Origin of the sequence: Thermococcus sp. EP1 (genome assembly GCF_001317345.1) — an archaeon.
Classification (GTDB): domain Archaea; phylum Methanobacteriota_B; class Thermococci; order Thermococcales; family Thermococcaceae; genus Thermococcus_A.
In genome coordinates this window covers 464,816-483,520 of the sequence record NZ_JXCG01000001.1, presented here as the reverse complement: position 1 = coordinate 483,520, position 18,705 = coordinate 464,816, and the positions used below count along the sequence as shown (strand labels likewise).

Sequence of the window (18,705 nt, the reverse complement as noted above, 5' to 3'; positions counted from 1 at the left end):
GGAGCTACTCCAGCTATCACTGCATTAACGTCTCCACCGCCACCCTTCCACTCTTCAGCTTCGACAGCTATAGGCCTCCACTTATCAGGCCCATAACCATCCTGAGAACCAACGAGAATTACTCCCCATACTCCATAGTCCTTGTTGATCTCAAGATACTTCTTTGGAACTTCAACAATTATTGCGTTCTTAGTAGGATCGGCGGAGATCTTCAATTCCCCTTGAATTGATTCCCCATTTGGAAGGACTATTATATTTCCGTAGTCCCAACCAGCTATCCTTAATGCTAAATCCCATGGGTGTTCAGGGTCGAGATCTACATTTGAACCAGGGCCATCTGGGAACATTTTAATGGCAGATGAATTTCCACCATCCTTGAAGTCAAAGTACGCTTCAATAATCTGCAAACTAAAACCATTAGGCCCATTCCATGGATTACCTCCCAGTTCTGCAAAGTAGAACTCTAAAGTGTAAGTCTCCCCTGTGTCAAGCATTTTAAATTTAAGTAAATCAAGGTGATTTGGAACAAACACTTTGTTTGTAGCGTAAGTATATGTGCCAGGTCCATGATCATCTCCCTGGGGATCATCAACCTCAATTATTACATTTGTACTTGTTGTGACAGGTATCATTTTCACCACTGCTCTCTTTTGATTTTCGGCATCATAACTGTTTAATTGCTCTTCTTGAGTAGGCTTAAAGCCTTCTGGAGCTAATAGATCATAGACTCTTGGAGCTACTCCAGCTATCACTGCATTAACGTCACCGCCACCACCTTTCCACTCCTCAGCATCCACAGCTATAGGCCTCCACTTATCAGGCCCATAACCATCCTGAGAACCAACAAGCACAGCCATGTATTCAGGGAGTTTTGGAAGGTACTTCTTTGGAACCTCCACAACTATTGCATTTCTAGCCGGATCAGCGGAGATCTTCATCTCTCCCTGATAATTGGTACCATCTGGCAGTACTATTATGTTTCCATAGTTCCAACCAGCAACTCTAATAGCGAGATCCCATGGATGATCTGAATCTAAATTTACGTTACTTCCTGGTCCATCTGGAAACATCTTTATTGCACTCGTGTTCCCCCCATCTTTGAAGTCAAAGTACGCTTCAATAATCTGCAAACTAAAACCATTAGGCCCATTCCATGGGTTATCGCCAAGTTCTTTGAAGTAGTATTCAAACACATAAGATCCTGGCTTTTCAAGAACTCTAACCTTAAGGAGATCAAGATGCTCAGGAACAAAAACTTTGTTTGTAGCGTAAGTATACGTTCCAGGACCGTAATCATCTCCCTCTACATCCTTTATCTCAGCAACGACGACCCCTTCAACTTGCTTTGGAAGTTTTACTTCAATAGGAGTGGTTATTATCTCCAGTTCTCCCTGCTCGTTAACTGTTGAAACAGCAAAGTAAAAGTCTGCTGGACTATCTAGGTAGTCAAATGGAAGTATTACTTCTATTCCATTTTCTATCTGGTTAATATCTGCTTCTCCAACTTTCTCACTATTTTCATAATCCGTTGCTTTGTATATCTCAGCTTTTCCATCCCTTACTAGTATGTGTGTAGTTATCATAAGACCTACACTGTCTTTGCTAAATGGAAAGATGTCATATCTAAGTTCAGTTGGTTTAGATTGAAGAAGCGTAAAGGTGTTACCCATGACTTTTCCAGGCTCAAATATGCTTATTTCAAAGTCCTTTGTAGTCTTTACAATGAAATGTACCCCTTTGTCATCGAAATAGACTTCCACTCCCTCAGCTAGTGAAGATAAACTTGACCAAGCTTTCTTTTCTCCCTCAGGAAGTCCTGTCAATTCTCTTAATATATATGGCTCTCCATTGGGGAAGTAGTTTCCAAAAAGATAGCTTGGAATTTCTAGACCTGCAAATTTATACATTTCATACAGGTAGGTTTTAAGATAGCGATCGAAAGTAAAGTCCTGGCCACTATCCTGATCGCTTCCATACCACCAGAACCAGTCACTTGCCTCTGCTCTTAGGAGGTACTCGTATACAGTATCCCAATTGCTTATCTTGTTCTTGTTTTCAAATAATGTCTTTCTTCCAAGATATAACCAATACCATCCTAAGTTTTCTTGAGACTCTCCTATCCATGTAGAGAGTGTTCCATCAACCCAGCTGGACTCTGGCCATTGCATGTTCTCTTCAACACCTGCTAGATCATAAAGCTCTCCAAGGCTCTGAGCCTCCGTTAATACCTTAACTCTCTCTTCCGTAGTAAAGTCAAGCCTTTTCATCAACTTTGGAGTAAGTTTATTGGCTTTATCTCCGTACATTTGAATGTATTCACTTGGAGTCACTGTTCTTATAAGACCCTGATTTTGAAGCTCGGTAAGTTTCTTATAGAGCTCTTCAATGAACAACTTACCATCAAATGGATAGTGTTCCCATGGGTTTTCACCATCAAGAGTAACAACATAAACAAGGCTTCCATCATAATTTTCCTTCTGTATTTTTAGAAGCTCATTCACGAAATCTTCAACTGCCTGGTACTGGTTCATTCCAGAATATCTAAATCCTACCCTATCGCTTAGATCATGGTTTCTGGGGAAGAGATAAATCTTTTTGCCATTAAATTCTGCCACCCAAGGCTTATAGTAATTTTCAACAGTATTTGGAATTCCAAGAATATCAAGAACCATTTGATCTGTCATCACCCACTGCCATCCATTGTTAGCTAATATTTCAAGAGTCTTATCATTTAATGCACTCTCTGCTGCCCATCCTCCTTGAGGTTCGACTGTATTATCGCCTAAATACTTCTTGTAAATCTCATGAGCTTTCTTAACGTGAGCATCGAAGTCCTCATACCATCCAAAGTCATTAAGTAGAGGTCCAATTGGGTGCGCATAAGGAACTACAGTCACCTCAACGTTTCCATTTCCAAGAAGATAATTTATCTTCTCGTGTTCCTCAAATGTATGATTTAGAAGCCACATTTGATGGTTCAGTACTATTTTAAGATCGTCTCTTGTGTATCTTCCCACATCTACCTTATCATAGAGAGCCTTAAGTTCTGGAGTGTTTATTATATAATTATAGTCAATCCAAGCTAAGTTGAAAAGAACTGCCAAGTCAATATAGTCTTGCTCCGTAAATTCGCTTGTTATCTTATCCTTTTGCTCATCCAAAGGAAGAGTTCCATATTTTTTGAATGCTTCATTTCTCTTTTCTCTGAGCTCTGTATACCTATCCCACTCATCCCTATATGGGTTGCCATTTTTGTCTGCAACTGGTTCTCCTTTCCAAGGTATCCTATGATCAAAAAATCCTCCTGGGGCTTGTAGCATAAACCATTTGTCCTCAAGAGTTAGTGGTTCCCCATTAGCTATCTTTTCTGAAACTATTTGATAAGTATCCTTTTTACCATTCATATAATCTGCAAGCTGAGCTAAAAGAGACCCTGATAAATCTATAGCAACGTGGATATCGGGATATTTACTCAGATAATTTGCCATTTTCCAATAGTTGTTTGCTGCATGTAGTCTAACCCATGGTCTTGTATACATATCCTGAATTGGATCGTAGTAATAGGGCTGGTGCTGATGCCATACAATTACTACGTTCAGTGGCTTTGGCTCTTCTGCTTTTGTTCCTGTTCCGAATACACTCAGAAGAATCAAAAATATTGAAAGTAGGGCCAAACCCTTTTTCATTTTTATCACCTCATTCTTTCAATCCTCCAAGAGTAAGCCCACTCCTAACATAGTTCTGGGCTAGGAGGAACATGATAAATACTGGAAGAGCAAATACCAATGCAGCAGCTGCAAATTGGTTCCACGAAATAGACCTCAAATTAGCAAGCATTGTATAGAGCCATACGGTAAGAGGATAATTCTCTTGGTTAAGAAGCAAATTGGCTAGAATTAACTCTGTCCAACCCCCAATAAACGCAAATATTGCAACAGTTGCTAATCCAGGTAATGCCATTGGGATAAGAACGTGCCTTATGATTTGTAGATACCCTGCACCATCTACTAATGCTGCTTCATCAAAGTCTGGTGGAATTGAGTCCAAATATGACTTGAGCAACCAAGTATTAAATGGCACACCTCCCGCAGCATAAATAATGGGTAAGACAAAGATATTATTAGTTAGATGAAGCTTTACCAACATCCCATAAAGAGCAACCAATCCAGCTATTCCTAATCCACCAGCCACTTGGGTAAACATCAAGTAAAAGTACAATACATGTTCCCTTCCAAAGAACTTCAGCCTAGAGAATGCATACGCAGAAGGAATAACAAAGAGCAGGGTTAGGATAACAGTCAAACTTGCTATTAACAAACTTCGTTTCATGTAATCCGGGACTTCTCCACCAACTTTTGCAAGGCGTATGAATGCAAAATTAGTAGTTGTAAAAGTTGCTTTTTCAGTGGAGATTATTCCTCCATCTTTTAAAACAAGCTCAATGTTTTCAGCTTCATACGTATTTTCTCCGACTTTAGTGAACTTTGAGATATCTATTGGTACCTCAGCAGGAGCATGTATAATCAAAGTCACTTTCTTTGCAAGTAGTTTGAGATTTTTAACGCCTCCCGTACTTTCAACTTTTTGTGTTTTCAGTATTATACTATCTCCCCGTACTATAACTTTTGTACCATCCGGCTCTTCTCTCTCTTCCCCACCACTTCTTTCGATGACCTCTGTATCTATTAGAGTAAATCTACTCGAATAACTTCCAGTTATCTCACCTTCTTGAAATCTCACCTCATACCTGTTTAGGGTATCCTTTATAGTACCACTTTCTGCCTTTATCCCGAAGTCTGTTGTTTTTATTAGGCCTTCTATATGGCCAAAAAGCAGATTCCTATAATTGGAGAAGGTCACCTCATCAGGCACTATATCAATCTCAGTAGTCGCAAGAGCCCCCGAAGGTTTAATTGAAAGCATTGCCATATAATAAACTGGGAATAAGAGGAGGGCTAATACAAACAAGGCAAATAGTGTTAATAAAATCGACTTTATTAATTCATCTCTCCTTTTAGGAATTTCAATTTTGAATTTCATCCTTTGACACCCTCCTGAAGTTTGGTTATCCTCATGTTGACAAACATGTAAACAGCCAATACTATCGTGGCTATTAGAAGAATTGCAGCAGCCCTTCCATAGTGAGGCACTGAACTTCCGAAGGCCTTTCTATATCCATAAAGTAGTAAGAATCTATCTTCAAAAAGACCAGCGTTATAGATAAATGGCACCAGGAAGTATTGGAAGCTTGCTGCAGATGTTAGTATAGTAGCAAATGCAATTGGTTTACTTACAATTGGTATAACAACTCTGGTCAATCTCTGCCAGTAGCTTGCCCCATCAATAATCGCTGCTTCTATAAGGGTGTCCGGTACACTTTGGAGGGCTGAAGTTATTACCGTCATCATAAAGGGATAAGCAAGCCATACTTCAATTAGATTTAGAGCCACAAAACCCCAAGTTACACTTGTCATCCAATCTGGAGGATTACTTATTCCAACATCCTTCAATATGATATTTATAGGTCCCACTACAGGGTCAAACATAAAACGCCACACCATCACTGAAAAGAGCAAGGGTAATGCCCAAGGGATTATTAACAATGCCCTATAGAAGAACTTTCCTTTTACATACTTATTGTTATAAAGAACACTCAAAAGAATTCCAACAATAACTTTTAAAGTCACACTTGTTGCAACAAAACCCCATGTCCACACAAATGCAGATCTAAATTTTGGATCACCCAACGCCCATTTGAAGTTTTCTAACCCAACAAATGTTAAAGCCTCAGCATTTGGGGCTTGAATTGGAAAATTGCCCAATTTAGCATTTGTGAACGCAATATATATAGAATAGAGTATTGGATAGATATTGAAGAATAAAAATGCCGTCATACCAGGGATTATTAAAGCGAGAGCAGCCATGGTTTTTTTGCCCATTTATTCACCCCCGAAGAATAATAAAAGTAGAATAAAGAAAAGAAAATTATCAACCGCCACTAAGGGCATCAAGGATTTCTTTTTGTGCATCTTGGAGGGCTTGCTCAATAGTCTTCTTTTCAGCAATTATATCAGTGATAGCTGTTCCAACAGGTCCCCATACAGCACCCATTTCTGGGCTCTTTGGCATTGGAATTGCATACTGAACTGCTTGACCAAATCCATAGAGCACTGGATCATTTTGGATTTCTGGATCATTGAGCACTTCAGTAAGAACAGGAATGTATCCATTTTGGAGTGAAAGAGTCTTTATAGCATCTGGATTTGTAGTAAACCACTTGAGGAATGTCCAAATAGCATCTTTCTTACTTGGATCTGTGAGTTTGGCAACATAGATTAATCTAACTCCACCATATGGGTGAGGTCTTTGCTGATCGTTGATAGCGGGTAATGGGACTATTCCAAAGTTAATTCCAGCGTTTCTAACATCAGGGATGCTCCATGGTCCGTTTATCATCATTGGAGCTTTTCCATCATGGAAAAGACTCACTTGAGCATTATAATCTTGAGTTTTAGCAACATATGGGAATATTTGCTCGAAGAAGAACTTGAAGCCCTGCAAAGTCTCGGGCTTATCGAGACCTGGAGTCTTTGTCTTGTCATCAAAGTAATAGCCACCAAATGCATGCACCCATCCTGAAAGGAAGTATGGATCCATTGGAGTAGCAAGTCCATAAGTTCCTTCAGCTTCGTTATAGTACTTCTCCATAATAGCCTTCATCTCATCAAAAGTCTTTGGTGGGTTTGGAACTAAATCTTTGTTGTAAATTAACGCGACAGTCTCAGCGGCATATGGCATTGCATAATAGTGTCCACCATACTCAATTGCATTTTGAGCCATTGGACTAAACTTGTTAAGAATTTCCGGTGTTACATACTCATCAATCGGCTCAAGAAGTCCGGCTTCAGCAAACTTACCAATCCAGTCGTGAGCCCACATGAAGAGATCAGGTCCTTGACCTGCAGGAATGGCAGCTTTGAGTGAGGTTTCAAGATCAGCTTTCTGCTCAAGCTGGATATCAATATTTGGATACTCAATTTCAAATTCTGCTATAAGATCCTCAAAAGCCTTAAGCTCATTCGGACCAATGGCATGCCAAATAACAATCGTGACCTTCTTTTCTTCAGTAGTTGTTGTGGTTTGGGTGGGGCTTGACGTTGGTTGAGTAGTGGTCTCTCCCCCAATACACCCACTTGCCACAACGGCCACGACTAATACTCCAATAAATAACAAGGCATATAGAGTTTTTTTCATCCCCTTCACCTCATCAAAGATTTCAAATTTAGTATCATCGCCGGTGATATATATACCTTACGCTTTAATGTTCACTTTGTTTCAGGATGATAAAAGAGTACAAATATTCACAATGAATGTGCAATAAAGAACGAAAATGGACCCAGATACTTGCCATCCAAATGACCCAATAAAACCTGCTTAGGGGTTTCTTTTATTGCTACCCTCTTCTTTGAATAGTTAATCCCTACTAAGATATCCTCATCTTTGTGCACTCTTTTGTAAAGAAGCAAACCATCCTTAAACTCTATAGGTTCAAACGCTCCAATTTGAAGTGCCTTACTGGTTTTTCTGAGTTTTATTAATTCCCGAGTAATTTCAAATAACTCCTTATCCCACTTTTCCATGTCCCATACCATGGGTGTTCTTGAGCGTTCCATAAATGCTCCCTTTGTGTTGTCCATACCTATCTCACTTCCATAATAAATTGAAGGGATTCCTTTGTATGTGAAAAGAAAAACTAATGCACACACATATTTCCTTTTGTCTTGAAGTAAGCCGAGCATTCTATCCACGTCATGGTTGTCAAGAAAGTTATACATTGTATACTCCACTGGCCCAAGATAGATACTCAACAGTTCGAGCCAATTTAGAAATTCTTGAGCGTTTATCTCCTCATTGACAAAAAATCTAAGAATTGCTTCATAAAGAGGATAATTCATAGTCCCATGAAACTTATCAAATACCCATAACCTTGGGTCATCCATAACTTCTCCAATTAGATATGCACTCTCCTGTAGGTTTTCCCGTACCTCTTTCCATAGTTTTGGTGGCACTCCGTGAGCAACATCTAATCTCCATCCACTGATCCCCTTTCTAAGCCAGTAGTGAGTTACGTCCTTAATAAATTCTCTAACCTCCTCATTGTCATGATTCAAACGAGGCATTAACCACACAGAGAAAAAACTTTCGTAATTCCACTTAAAAGACTTAAGTTTTTTGTATTTCTCGTTCCAAGGAATATCGGAATTTAAGAGCTCAAGAAATTCCTTAGAAACTACTGGAAATCCAGTTATTCGGTAAAAATTCCTATACTTACTTTTATTCTCATTTTTTAGGACATCTTGGAAATACGGATGAAAGAAACTCGTATGATGGAACACTCCATCCAAAACAACTTTTATCTCTTCTCTTTTCATTTTTGTAATAAATTCCTCAAATACCGTGTCTCCTCCAAATTTTTTAGCTACTTTATAATAATCCAGTATATCATATCCATGATACGTCATCGATTCAAAGATTGGAGTCAGGTAAAGAGCATTAACTCCCAATTCCTTTAAATAACTAATTTTCTGAAGTATTCCCTCTAAATCACCCCCATGATGAGATATATTCCCAAATCTAATTTCATCTTTTGGATCATTTTCTGGGTTTCCGTTAGCAAATCGATCAGGCATTATCTGATAGAACACCCTATCAAAAACCCAAAAAGGAACACAGTATTTCTTGGATTGTTCCTTAAGATCAACTTCAAAATCTCCATAATGAAGAATCCCATCTTTACTATGAACTTCAAAATAGTAAGAAAGCTTGGTTTGTTTGGGAATTTTAACTTCAAAATATTCAAAAAGGTCATCGGCAGCTTTTTTCTCCATTTCATACTTCTTTTTTTCTACAAAGAACACTTTTTTAGTACTTCCTTTAAGGGCCCTAAACCTAATATAAGTATAGTGACCCAAAGAATAGAGGTAACTAACTGAAGGATAGTGATAGAACTTTTCTCCTGAGTAAATTTTCGCGATGTTAGCTTTTATTTCAGCTTTGTATGAAACCCTTCTAAAATTAGCTCTCTCTTCATTTTCAGGATCAAGAACGTAATTACCATCAATCGAAAAAGCATAATACCAAAATCCTTCAGGAAGTTCGATCTTTATACTCCATCTACTTCTTTGTTCTCTCATCCTAAAGCTCCCTTCATTAAATGCATTGAAATTTCCCAGAAGATAAGCATATGTACCACTCTTTGGTATTGAAAATTCCACAATTCCAACTTTTCCTAAATATTCATCATTTCTAAAGCCGAAAATTTTATACATAATAAACACCCCTAATGATTATATATCACCTCTAATGTTTAAATTATTAGTAGTGAATATTAAAAATTTTTAGGAGGAGGAAAAATGAGAGAAGAAGAGATAATTAAAATGCTACAGAAGCTTGGTTTAACAAAATATGAAAGCCTAGCCTATATAACCCTTCTAAAACTTGGCACAAGCAAAGCTACAGACCTTACAAAAGAAAGTGGGATCCCCCACACTAGAATATACGACGTTCTCAGCTCCCTTCATAGAAAAGGATTCGTCGATATAATGCATGGTACTCCAAGGATGTATAAACCAGTGAACCCAGAACTTGTTTTTGAAAAATTAAAAGAAGAAATAATAAACGATATTGGAGTTATAAAGGACGCCCTTCTGGAGTTATATAAATCCGTTCACGGAGAGGATATACCAGAAATTTGGACAATCCATGGATTTGAAAACACTCTCGAAAGGGCAGAATACATAGTGAGAAGTGCCAGAAGAGAAGTGCTAATAAATACTCCATTTGAATTCCTCACACTACTCAAGGACGAGATTAGAAAGAGAAAAGACATAATCTTCGTCATTGTAAGTAACTTTGATGAAATTCCGGACTGGTTAAATAGAGAGAATATCATTCTAGCCAAAAGTGGAGGAGCACCTTGGCTAATGGCAACTTGGGTTATTGGAGATATTGACTATGCTCTTTTCTTTGGAGCTCTTCCAAAGGATCGGAGAAGGGAAAAGTTTTACTCCTTCTGGGGCAAGTCTCCAAAATTAATCCAAAACTACATGCACTGGTTTTATACAATGTACTTTGATAACAGTGAACTCGTGAAACCCGTTGATTATGAAAAACTCAAAAAACCCTTTGAAGTTGCGAATATAAGAACTCTCATAACCATTCTTAATCAAACAAAACTACCTAAAGCTATGGAAATTATTGGCCATTTTGTTGATACCCGGGAAGAGGCAACCATCAAGGGCAAAGTAACAGAGTATGAATACACCTCCCTAACCGCCAATATAACACTTATAGATGAGAATGGAAAGGCATGGAAAATTGGAGGATTAGGAAGCTATTTCGAGGATATAGAAGGAGAAAAGTTCATCCTCCTTGAATAACCTGTCACAAAACTAAAAAATAGGAGGTCAGTATTATGAGAATACTAATATTAGGATTTGAATATTTACCAGTGAAAGTCGGAGGGTTGGCAGAAGCTATAACAAGCATTGCTGAAACCTTAGCAAAACTTGGCAATGAAGTTTGGGTGTTTACACCTTCCCACGGACATATAGAAGGCGAGAGGACACTAGAATTCGAGATTGCAATTTATAATGGGAAAGAGAAGATACAAGTATATGAGAGGCTCCAAAATGGAGTCAGGGTATTTGCTATAAGCAGTCCACTCCTAGATAACAAGGATGTTTATGGACCGGGATGGGAGGGAATGCTGGGTAAAGCAATACAATTTGGAAAGGCCACAGTTGGACTTTTAAATTTCCTCATAGAGAAGGAAGGAAAGCCAGATGTCCTACATTTCCATGACTGGCACACTGTCTTTGCGGGTGCTTTAATTAAGAAATATTTCCAACTTCCGGCAGTTTTTACAATTCACCGATTAAACAAATCCAAAGTTCCGGCATATTACTTCCACGAGGCCCACTTAGGAGAACTCGCACCATATCCTGATATAGATCCCGAATATGTAGGAGCATACATAGCAGATTTAGTTACTACAGTGAGCAGAAGTTATTTGTGGGAAGAATGGGAGTTTTATAAGAACTTTGAGGGAAAAGCAACATATGTCTATAATGGCATAGCCTGTGACTTTTGGAATGAAGAATTATTAGAAAATAAAGCTCTTCCAAGGGAAGAAAGAAGGAGAAAAATCCTAGAGGCCCTGGGCTTAAGCGATGGCACTACATTTATGTTCATTGGTAGATTTGACAGAGGCCAGAAAGGTGTTGATACCCTTCTAAAAGCAATTGAAACTATCGCACATGAATATCCAAGTGAGTTCTCAAAGATGCGCTTTCTTATAATAGGAAAAGGTGATCCAGAACTTGAAAGTTGGGCTCATGCTTTGGGAGCTAAGTACCCAGAAAACATCAAAGTAATAACCGAGATGCTAAAGAGAGAATTTACAAGAGAACTTTATGGTAGTGTTGACTTTATAATTGTTCCATCATACTTTGAGCCCTTTGGACTTGTACAAATGGAGGCAATGTGTTTAGGAGCAATTCCCATAGGTTCAGCTGTTGGAGGAATAAAAGACACAATAATAAGCCTAGATGAAGATACAGAAAACGCTACTGGATTGCTAGTCCCACCAAGAGATCCCAATGCTCTTGCACAGGCTATTTTGAGGATGAGTAAGCTAAAAGAAGAGAACTCAGTGGCCCTCGAGAAAATGCGCCAAAATGGCAAAAAACGCTCAAAAGAGGTTTTTACGTGGGAAAACGCTTGTAAGAGATATCTGAGAGCTTATAGAAATGATATAGACAAAGCTGTGGAGTTTTTAAGATAATGTTCTTTTATTTTATAATTTTGGGGTGAGAATATGAACTGCCCATTCTGTATTCCAGCTCAAGGGGCCCTCCTTTACGAGGATGAAAAGATTAGGATTTTGATAGATTCATATCCAGCGAACAAAGGACATTTACTTGTAGTTCCAAAAAGACACGTAGAGAAGCTGGAGGATCTAAGAGAAGATGAAAAATTTGCCCTTTTAAAGGGAATTGAAATCTCAATCCAAAACCTCAAAAAACTTCTAAATCCCGATGGATTCAATATAGGAATTAACCTCGGAGAAGCTGCAGGACAGACAGTTCCTCATCTCCATATACACGTTATTCCTCGATATAAGGGAGATAGCACCTTCCCCAGAGGAGGCATACGAAAGGCTGTTCTTAATGTTGAAGATGAAAACTTAAGTCTTAAAGAAAGATGGATAAAGAACAGACTAAAAGAAGACGAAAAGAAGAAACTGGTGGAATTATTCCGCAACATCTAAAAGTTCAGCCTTTTGAAATTCTAGGATTTTCTTTGGACTGAGCTTACTTAATCTATCTATCCTCCCTCCTCCCCCAATTACAAATTCTTTCCCAAGAACTTTCTTATCCATTATTGTTCTTATGGGAACCCCTACCGGTGGAACTTCACCAACTTTATATCCCGTAATCCTCTCAACTTCTTTGGCTTTTGCCATTCTAACGTTCCCAAAGACCTTTTTCAATTTTTCAATGCTTGCCTTTGATTTTCCATCCACTATAACAAGGATAGGTTCACTTTCATTTACTATAAAAACCAGAGATTTAATTATCTGATCTGGTTGAACACCAAGAAGTTTCACAACTTGCTTTACACTTTTTACTTCTCCTTTCGGTTCTATTATCTCCCCTCCAAGCTCTTTAACGATCTCTTCAATTCTTATTTCTTTTACGGGATATTTTTCTTCATTCTTCTTCAACTTTTCTTCTACTGCCTTATCTAGATCTATTCCTAGTTCATGAGCTAGGATAACAAGGTAGATTATTATATCCGCCATCTCCTCTTCAATCTTTTCTTGTACTTCCTTGTTTTTGATCTTTTCAAAGATTTCATCATTCGTTTCCCACTGGAAATGTTCCAAAAGTTCCCCAAGTTCGATTGCCAATGAGATTGCAAGGTTCTTTGGAGTATGATACTTTCTCCAGAGTCTTTCATCCCTGAACTTAATTACTTTTTCTTCAATTCCCTTAAAATTCATGTATCTTCATCTCCCGCATAACCCTCAAGTATTCTAGAAGCTCTTTCAACTCTTCTTTTGAGAACTTCTCCTCCACGTCCTCATCCGCACTAAAAGTCGATAGATACTCCCTTATTTTATTCAACTTTTCAAGTTCATCTTCCAGTTCAAGAGACCTTTTAGTGAACTCCCATGAAGTGTGTGGGCTCTCAAAAATTCTCTGCTTACTACTTACTATTGCTATCTTTACATTTGCTATTGCATCATCAACCAGTTTGATCAACTCTTCTATTTTCATTTTTCACACCGTCAAGAGTTAACAGACAAATTATTTAAAGTTTAATTTAGGAAAATAAAATGAGGTGGGTCGAATGGACCTCGACCTATTTATGGAAAAGTATGGATTTAAAATCCTTCTCCTATTGGTCTTCGGAGTGCCTGCTGTCATGATAGGAATATTTCTCATAGCCCCCGCACTCCCAGATCTCTTCAGAGGAGAGTACTCCGAAGCATTGCAAATCATTGCATTCATTCTACTCTTTGCAGTAGTTCTAGGTGGAATTGCTAACAAATCAAGAGTTTTTGCGGGTGGAATCTTTGGCAGATATTGGTACAAATGGAAAAGGTGAGGAAAATGGACTTTGACATTTTCATGGAGCGATACGGGTTTAAAATTTTGATGATATTCATAACAGTAATAGCATTGATAGTCCCTCTGCATTATCTCTTCTTTTATCTTATAGCTATCAAAAAAGAAGAGCTAGCATATGCAATATTAGTAATAGGCTTCTCTCTCGCATTTGCACTAGTTCTCAGAAGTACAAAAGGAATAATTACCGAGTACAAAAAATCCCATAGAAAAGTTCATGGAGAGAGTTTGTATAAAATTGTTCAGAAAAAGACGAGGAGGTGAGAATTTTGGATCTTGATCTCTTCATGGAACGCTATGGATTCAAAATCCTTCTTGGAATAATGGCCCTTGTAATACTCGGCCTTTTTGTAGTGCCCCTATTGGGAATGGTAGAACTCATAAAGAGATTTGGCCTTGAGATAGGACTCTTCATGATCATAATAGCTGCTCTCTACGGTTTTATCGTTTGGAGAAGAACTTCCGAAGCTTATGCAGAGGCCCATGGAAAGTATTTCTATGATGATAAATGGTATAAAAAGAGATAGAATCACTCTTTGTTTGGATAAACAATTGCATCAAACGGACACAACTGTTCACAAAGTCCACAACCAGTGCATATAAGCGAATCAATTCTCATTTTGCCGCTTTCACTATCAAAGACTAATGCAGGACATCCTGTTAACAAAGCACACGCTTTACATCCAGTACACTTGCTTTCAATAACCAGGGGGATTTCCCCGACTTCACCTCTCCTTATAACTGGGATTATGCATTCTCTCTTTGCTATGATAACCGCTGGTCCTTTGGTTTGCATTGCTTCTCTTATAGCTTCCTTTGTAGCTTTGAGATCATAGGGATCAACTGTTTTCACATACTTAACTCCTAATGCTTTCACAAGAGATTCAATATTTATTTCATTGAATTTCCTGCCGGTTTCACTTCCCCCAGTTCCAGGATGTGGTTGATGTCCCGTCATTGCCGTTGTTCTATTATCAAGAATCATGATAAGAACATCAAGATCTTTGTAAACAGCATCTACGAGTGGCTGTAGTCCATTGTGGAAGAATGTAGAATCTCCTATTGTTGCTATTATTTTCTTCCCCATTGCTATACTCTGGCCGTTTGCTAAGCTTATACTCGCTCCCATTACATATTCCGTCCATATTGCTTCTAAGGGGGGAAGGAGCGATAGAGCATAGCATCCTATGTCTCCATGGATTGGGAGTTCATCTTTTTTGAATTTTAACTGCCTAAGGGCATCAAGCAAAGCCCTATAAGACCCTTTATGTGGACAACCTGGACACATGGTTGGTGGTCTTGAAGGAGCTAATTTCTCCGCTTCTTCCACCTCCTTAGGCTTCACATACTCTTCTCCTTCATTACCAAGGATCTTTAAGAGGGCATTTCTTACAATTCTCGGAGTCAGTTCCCCTTCAAGAGGTAAATGTCCAGTTCTCTTCCCATAAATTGGAATCAATATTCCCTCCTCATAAGCAGCAATTTTGACTTCTTCCTCTAAAAAAGGAGCTCCATCTTCAATCACTATAACCTTCTTGACACTTCTTAAGAACTCCACTACAAGTTTTCTGGGTAGGGGATGAGGAGTTGAAAGCTTCAAGATCTTAAAGTTCTCTCCCATCTTTGAGGTGACCTCTTTAACATAGTTATATGGCGCTCCCTCAGTTATGATTCCTATCTCTCCCTCTCCTTCGATCCAATTAAATGGGATACTCTCAAATTCAAGTTCAATCTCCTTTAATGTTTGATTAAGCCATCTATGTCTCTCAAGATTGCCTTTCATTGAAGCTCTCACGTATCTCTGAATGTCTTTTTTAAATTTAGGCTCTCTATTGAGGTTAATAAACTCGCCAACTTCAACATCTGCAGTGGTATGATTAACCCTAGTAGTTGTCCTGAAAATAACTGGGACTTTGTACTTCTCACTAAGCTCATAGGCGTATTTTACTAGATCATGTGCCTCTTGGACATCTGCAGGCTCCAATACTGGCAATAGAGCAATCTTACCATAATACCTGTCATCTTGTTCTGTTTGGGATGTGTGAGGACCAGGATCATCCGCAACTAAAATAACTAATCCTCCTTCGACCCCAGAATAGGCCAAGCTCATTAAAGGATCAGCTGCAACATTAAGTCCAACACATTTCATAGTCACAAGGACCCTAAGGCCAGTATACGCAACACCCGCAGCCTCTTCAAGCGCAACCTTTTCATTAGGTGCCCATTCTGCAAAAACTTCTGGGTTTAACCTAGCTATTGTTTCAATAACCTCTGTGGAAGGTGTTCCTGGATAACCAGTAGCAAATGAAATGCCACTTTCTAAAGCCCCATACGCAATTGCTTCATTCCCCATGAGAAGCTTTTTATTTGAAATTTTAGGAACAGCAACCGAGGACTGTGAATTCGCTATTTCCATAGACACCACCAAAGCTTTTTCAATTTAGACCTATAAAACTTATAGTTCGGAAAAAAGATTTAAAAATCGAAAATTTTTAGGCCCTTATCTCAAATACCATAAAAGTCCTAGCTATTGGGTTGGGATAAACCTGCCACTCAAAATCTTTCTTTTCAATAAGCAATTCACCATAAAGCCCACCCTCTCGAGGGTCTAAACTCTCTCCAAAGATTCTATCGCCTTTTACTTCAACTTTCATATATCGTGGAAGGCCTATTCTGATAAAACCTTTCTCTAGACCGTGTTCAATTCCCCACTTGACTGAATAAAGACCCGCATAGATCTCAGCTATTCTCACAGCCACACTTTCCTTTCCAATAGCAATCACTTCTATTCCTGTTTCTTCCCAGAATTTCTTCGCTAACGGCTGTAGATCTTTGCTTAAGCTGTGCCATATTGCCTTTCCTCTATCTGAGATTCTCAAAGCATCGATTGTAGGATCATCAAGCTTTCTAATCTCTATTCCCCCAAGAGTTGAGTCTAAGTGGACTACATCAGGTTTAACTTTCTTTGCAAGTTTTAAAGCTAAAAAAGCTTCATCTTTTAGTGCCTGTCGCCCACTTAAATCATAATCAAAGGGATTTGAATACCTCACAATACTTATTTTAGCTGTTCTGTATGGTTTTTCCACGAGAACGGCAGCAGTTGCTATAAGACCAATTGGATTATAGTTCTCATCAAGTACCGCTCCTCCAGTATCAGCAGCCACTATTCTCATAATCATCACTCCTTAGACTCTAAATGGGCAGCTTTAATCAACAACACTCCCGAAGAAGTATACTCATCCCATATCTTTTCAACTTCATCAAATACAATCCTCGCTCTAAAAAATGGAGCATCTCTAACAAACGTTTCAAACTCACCGCCCTCGCCAGCTATATGCACCTTATACTTTTTATTGAGCGCTTTTAATTCCTGTATGGCCTTTTCATCTATTTTTCTTCCAAGCCACCGCTCATCTAGGCCATATGCTGACACCCCAACTATTACCACATCAAAACCCACTTTAATAATTTCTTTCATATACTCCTCTGGATCAGCTTGCCAGAATGGGGCAAACACTTCTAATCCCAGTTCTTTTGCCACCTTTTCCACTCTCTCTCTTTGATATGTACTGGCTAACGCCCCAGCAATCACACCATCTATCTTCAACCCTTCTAATACATTCTTAAGATCTTCCACTTCTTTTTCTTTTTCCCCTTTTGTAAAGCCTTTTACAAGGGGAATCCCAATCGCTCTAGCCTGTAACTCGGTTAAGTGGATGTTCGGGACATGATACATATAACTCTCCTCACTTTCAGAATGCATACTCACAAGATATTTAACATCAAATCCTTGCTTTAATGCCCAGTAGAGAGCATATGTAGAGTCCTTTCCTCCAGAAAAAAGTACTGCAACTCTCATCTTCTATTCCCTCTTCATGTTTTTAACCTAATTAGGGTAGCACTTTAAAAAATTTTGGAAAACTAGAGAAGAAATTCTAAGGCTTTCTCAGTCTTCTTGTCAAAAAGAATAACCCTGTCCTCATTTGGAATTATAGTCACTTTCTCCCCAAATTTGAAGTGTTCTCCCTCTGGAGCAAAAACCTTCACAAAAACTTCACCATCCACTGCTACCGTGACTATTTGTTCTCTTCCAAGGGGTTCAAAGGAATAAACCTCCCCTTTAATGCCTTTCCCTTCTCCCTTAACAATCTCTGCATCATGAGGTCTGAATCCAAAGAGTGCTTCACTAATATTTAGTTTTTTGACAATCTCCCTATATTGTTGTGGTACTGGAATTATGCTCTGATAGATGTAGAGATTCCCTTCCTTTATTTCAGCTTCAACGAAGTTCATTGGTGGACTACCTAAGAATCCAGCTACAAACTTATATGCTGGTTTATAATACACCTCGTCTGGGTCCCCTACTTGAAGTATCTTTCCTTCCTTGATTATGGCAATCCTATCTGCCATTGCTAGGGCCTCTGCCTGATCGTGAGTTACATAAACTGCAGTAATACCAAGCTCTTTTTGAAGTCTTTTAAGTTCTGCTCTGACTTCTAATCTAAGCAGGGCATCTAGATTGCTTAGCGGTTCATCCAGTAGTAAAACATCTGGCTCTTTAACTAGAGCTCTTGCTATTGCTACTCTTTGCTGCTGACCACCACTAAGCTGCCAAGGATATCTATCTAAAAGATGCTCAATATGCAACATTTTAGAAACTTCTTTAACCTTCTTTTCTATTTCCCCTTTTGGAGCTTTTTTAAGTTCAAGAGGGAAAGCTATATTCTTAAATACCTTCATATGAGGATAAAGCGCCCAATTTTGAAATACTAAACCTACATTTCTGTCTTTTGGAGGAATTTCTGTAACGTCCCTATCATCAAAGTATATCCTTCCAGCAGTTGGTCGATATATCCCTGCTATCGTATATAATAGGGTAGATTTTCCACTCCCTGATGGTCCTAATAATGCCATAAACTCTTTATCTTCTATTTCCAAATTGATTCTATCCAACGCCGTGAAATCCCCAAATTTTTTTGTAATCCCTTCCAATGTTATCATAACCATCTCC

General features: G+C 38.6%; 17 protein-coding genes. 6 read left to right on the top strand and 11 right to left on the bottom strand.

From position 1 onward, the window contains the following. From EP1X_RS02475 to EP1X_RS02455, 5 genes are all read right to left on the bottom strand, one after another. The coding region (locus EP1X_RS02475; RefSeq protein WP_055281351.1) for a glucodextranase DOMON-like domain-containing protein at window positions 1-3,686 on the bottom strand (3,686 nt) is incomplete at its 3' end. 10 nt (window positions 3,687-3,696) lie between these two features. Further along, entirely contained in the window at window positions 3,697-5,040 is a 1,344-nt protein-coding gene (locus tag EP1X_RS02470) for an ABC transporter permease subunit (protein ID WP_055281349.1), read from the bottom strand. Beyond that, the gene (locus EP1X_RS02465) at window positions 5,037-5,939 is read right to left on the bottom strand and encodes a carbohydrate ABC transporter permease (RefSeq protein ID WP_055281347.1); all 903 of its coding nucleotides are present in this window, start codon (window positions 5,937-5,939) and stop codon (window positions 5,037-5,039) included. The genes EP1X_RS02470 and EP1X_RS02465 overlap by 4 nt, the downstream gene beginning before the upstream one ends. Before the next feature lie 49 nt (window positions 5,940-5,988). After that, the gene (locus tag EP1X_RS02460) at window positions 5,989-7,254 is read right to left on the bottom strand and encodes an extracellular solute-binding protein (protein ID WP_055281345.1); all 1,266 of its coding nucleotides are present in this window, start codon (window positions 7,252-7,254) and stop codon (window positions 5,989-5,991) included. Between the two features lie 107 nt (window positions 7,255-7,361). Then, window positions 7,362-9,329, bottom strand: a complete 1,968-nt coding sequence (locus EP1X_RS02455) for an alpha amylase N-terminal ig-like domain-containing protein (protein WP_055281343.1) — start codon at window positions 9,327-9,329, stop codon at window positions 7,362-7,364. 84 nt (window positions 9,330-9,413) lie between these two features. On the opposite strand from EP1X_RS02455, the gene trmBL1 reads away from it, so the two are divergent. From trmBL1 to EP1X_RS02440, 3 genes are read left to right on the top strand one after another with little or no spacing between them, the layout of a single operon-like run. Beyond that, the gene (gene trmBL1, locus EP1X_RS02450; protein ID WP_055281341.1) at window positions 9,414-10,439 is read left to right on the top strand and encodes an HTH-type sugar sensing transcriptional regulator TrmBL1; all 1,026 of its coding nucleotides are present in this window, start codon (window positions 9,414-9,416) and stop codon (window positions 10,437-10,439) included. Between the two features lie 35 nt (window positions 10,440-10,474). After that, on the top strand, window positions 10,475-11,845 hold the full coding sequence (locus EP1X_RS02445; RefSeq protein WP_055281339.1) for a glycogen/starch synthase: 1,371 nt from the start codon (window positions 10,475-10,477) through the stop codon (window positions 11,843-11,845). Between the two features lie 33 nt (window positions 11,846-11,878). Then, the gene (locus EP1X_RS02440) at window positions 11,879-12,331 is read left to right on the top strand and encodes an HIT family protein (RefSeq protein WP_055281337.1); all 453 of its coding nucleotides are present in this window, start codon (window positions 11,879-11,881) and stop codon (window positions 12,329-12,331) included. Here the strand turns inward: EP1X_RS02440 and EP1X_RS02435 are convergent. After that, window positions 12,314-13,066, bottom strand: a complete 753-nt coding sequence (locus EP1X_RS02435; RefSeq protein ID WP_055281335.1) for a YbaK/EbsC family protein — start codon at window positions 13,064-13,066, stop codon at window positions 12,314-12,316. The genes EP1X_RS02440 and EP1X_RS02435 overlap by 18 nt on opposite strands. After that, window positions 13,056-13,343 (bottom strand): hypothetical protein, encoded by a 288-nt coding sequence (locus EP1X_RS02430; RefSeq protein ID WP_055281334.1) that lies wholly within the window; start codon window positions 13,341-13,343, stop codon window positions 13,056-13,058. Before EP1X_RS02430 ends, EP1X_RS02435 begins: the two co-directional genes overlap by 11 nt. A gap of 73 nt (window positions 13,344-13,416) precedes the next feature. Here EP1X_RS02430 and EP1X_RS02425 point away from each other — a divergent pair, with 73 nt between their 5' ends. Genes EP1X_RS02425 through EP1X_RS02415 form a run of 3 tightly spaced genes read left to right on the top strand, consistent with a single transcriptional unit; the run spans window position 13,417 to window position 14,221 of the window. Then, window positions 13,417-13,674, top strand: a complete 258-nt coding sequence (locus EP1X_RS02425; RefSeq protein ID WP_055281332.1) for a hypothetical protein — start codon at window positions 13,417-13,419, stop codon at window positions 13,672-13,674. Window positions 13,675-13,679: 5 nt separating this feature from the next. Further along, window positions 13,680-13,958, top strand: coding sequence for a hypothetical protein (locus EP1X_RS02420; RefSeq protein WP_055281330.1), 279 nt, complete (start codon window positions 13,680-13,682; stop codon window positions 13,956-13,958). Window positions 13,959-13,963: 5 nt separating this feature from the next. After that, the gene (locus EP1X_RS02415; RefSeq protein ID WP_055281328.1) at window positions 13,964-14,221 is read left to right on the top strand and encodes a hypothetical protein; all 258 of its coding nucleotides are present in this window, start codon (window positions 13,964-13,966) and stop codon (window positions 14,219-14,221) included. A gap of 2 nt (window positions 14,222-14,223) precedes the next feature. On the opposite strand, the gene iorA is transcribed toward EP1X_RS02415, so the two are convergent. The 4 genes from iorA to EP1X_RS02395 form a co-directional block, all read right to left on the bottom strand. Next, window positions 14,224-16,110 carry an indolepyruvate ferredoxin oxidoreductase subunit alpha gene (iorA, locus tag EP1X_RS02410; RefSeq protein ID WP_055281326.1) on the bottom strand — a complete coding sequence of 629 codons (1,887 nt, stop codon included), beginning with the start codon at window positions 16,108-16,110 and terminating at the stop codon, window positions 14,224-14,226. Between the two features lie 76 nt (window positions 16,111-16,186). Beyond that, window positions 16,187-16,867 carry a DUF4152 family protein gene (locus EP1X_RS02405; protein ID WP_055281324.1) on the bottom strand — a complete coding sequence of 227 codons (681 nt, stop codon included), beginning with the start codon at window positions 16,865-16,867 and terminating at the stop codon, window positions 16,187-16,189. A 5-nt stretch (window positions 16,868-16,872) separates the two neighbouring features. After that, window positions 16,873-17,553 carry a TIGR00289 family protein gene (locus EP1X_RS02400; protein WP_055281322.1) on the bottom strand — a complete coding sequence of 227 codons (681 nt, stop codon included), beginning with the start codon at window positions 17,551-17,553 and terminating at the stop codon, window positions 16,873-16,875. Between the two features lie 62 nt (window positions 17,554-17,615). Further along, window positions 17,616-18,701, bottom strand: a complete 1,086-nt coding sequence (locus EP1X_RS02395; RefSeq protein ID WP_055281320.1) for an ABC transporter ATP-binding protein — start codon at window positions 18,699-18,701, stop codon at window positions 17,616-17,618. Window positions 18,702-18,705: the final 4 nt, after the last annotated feature.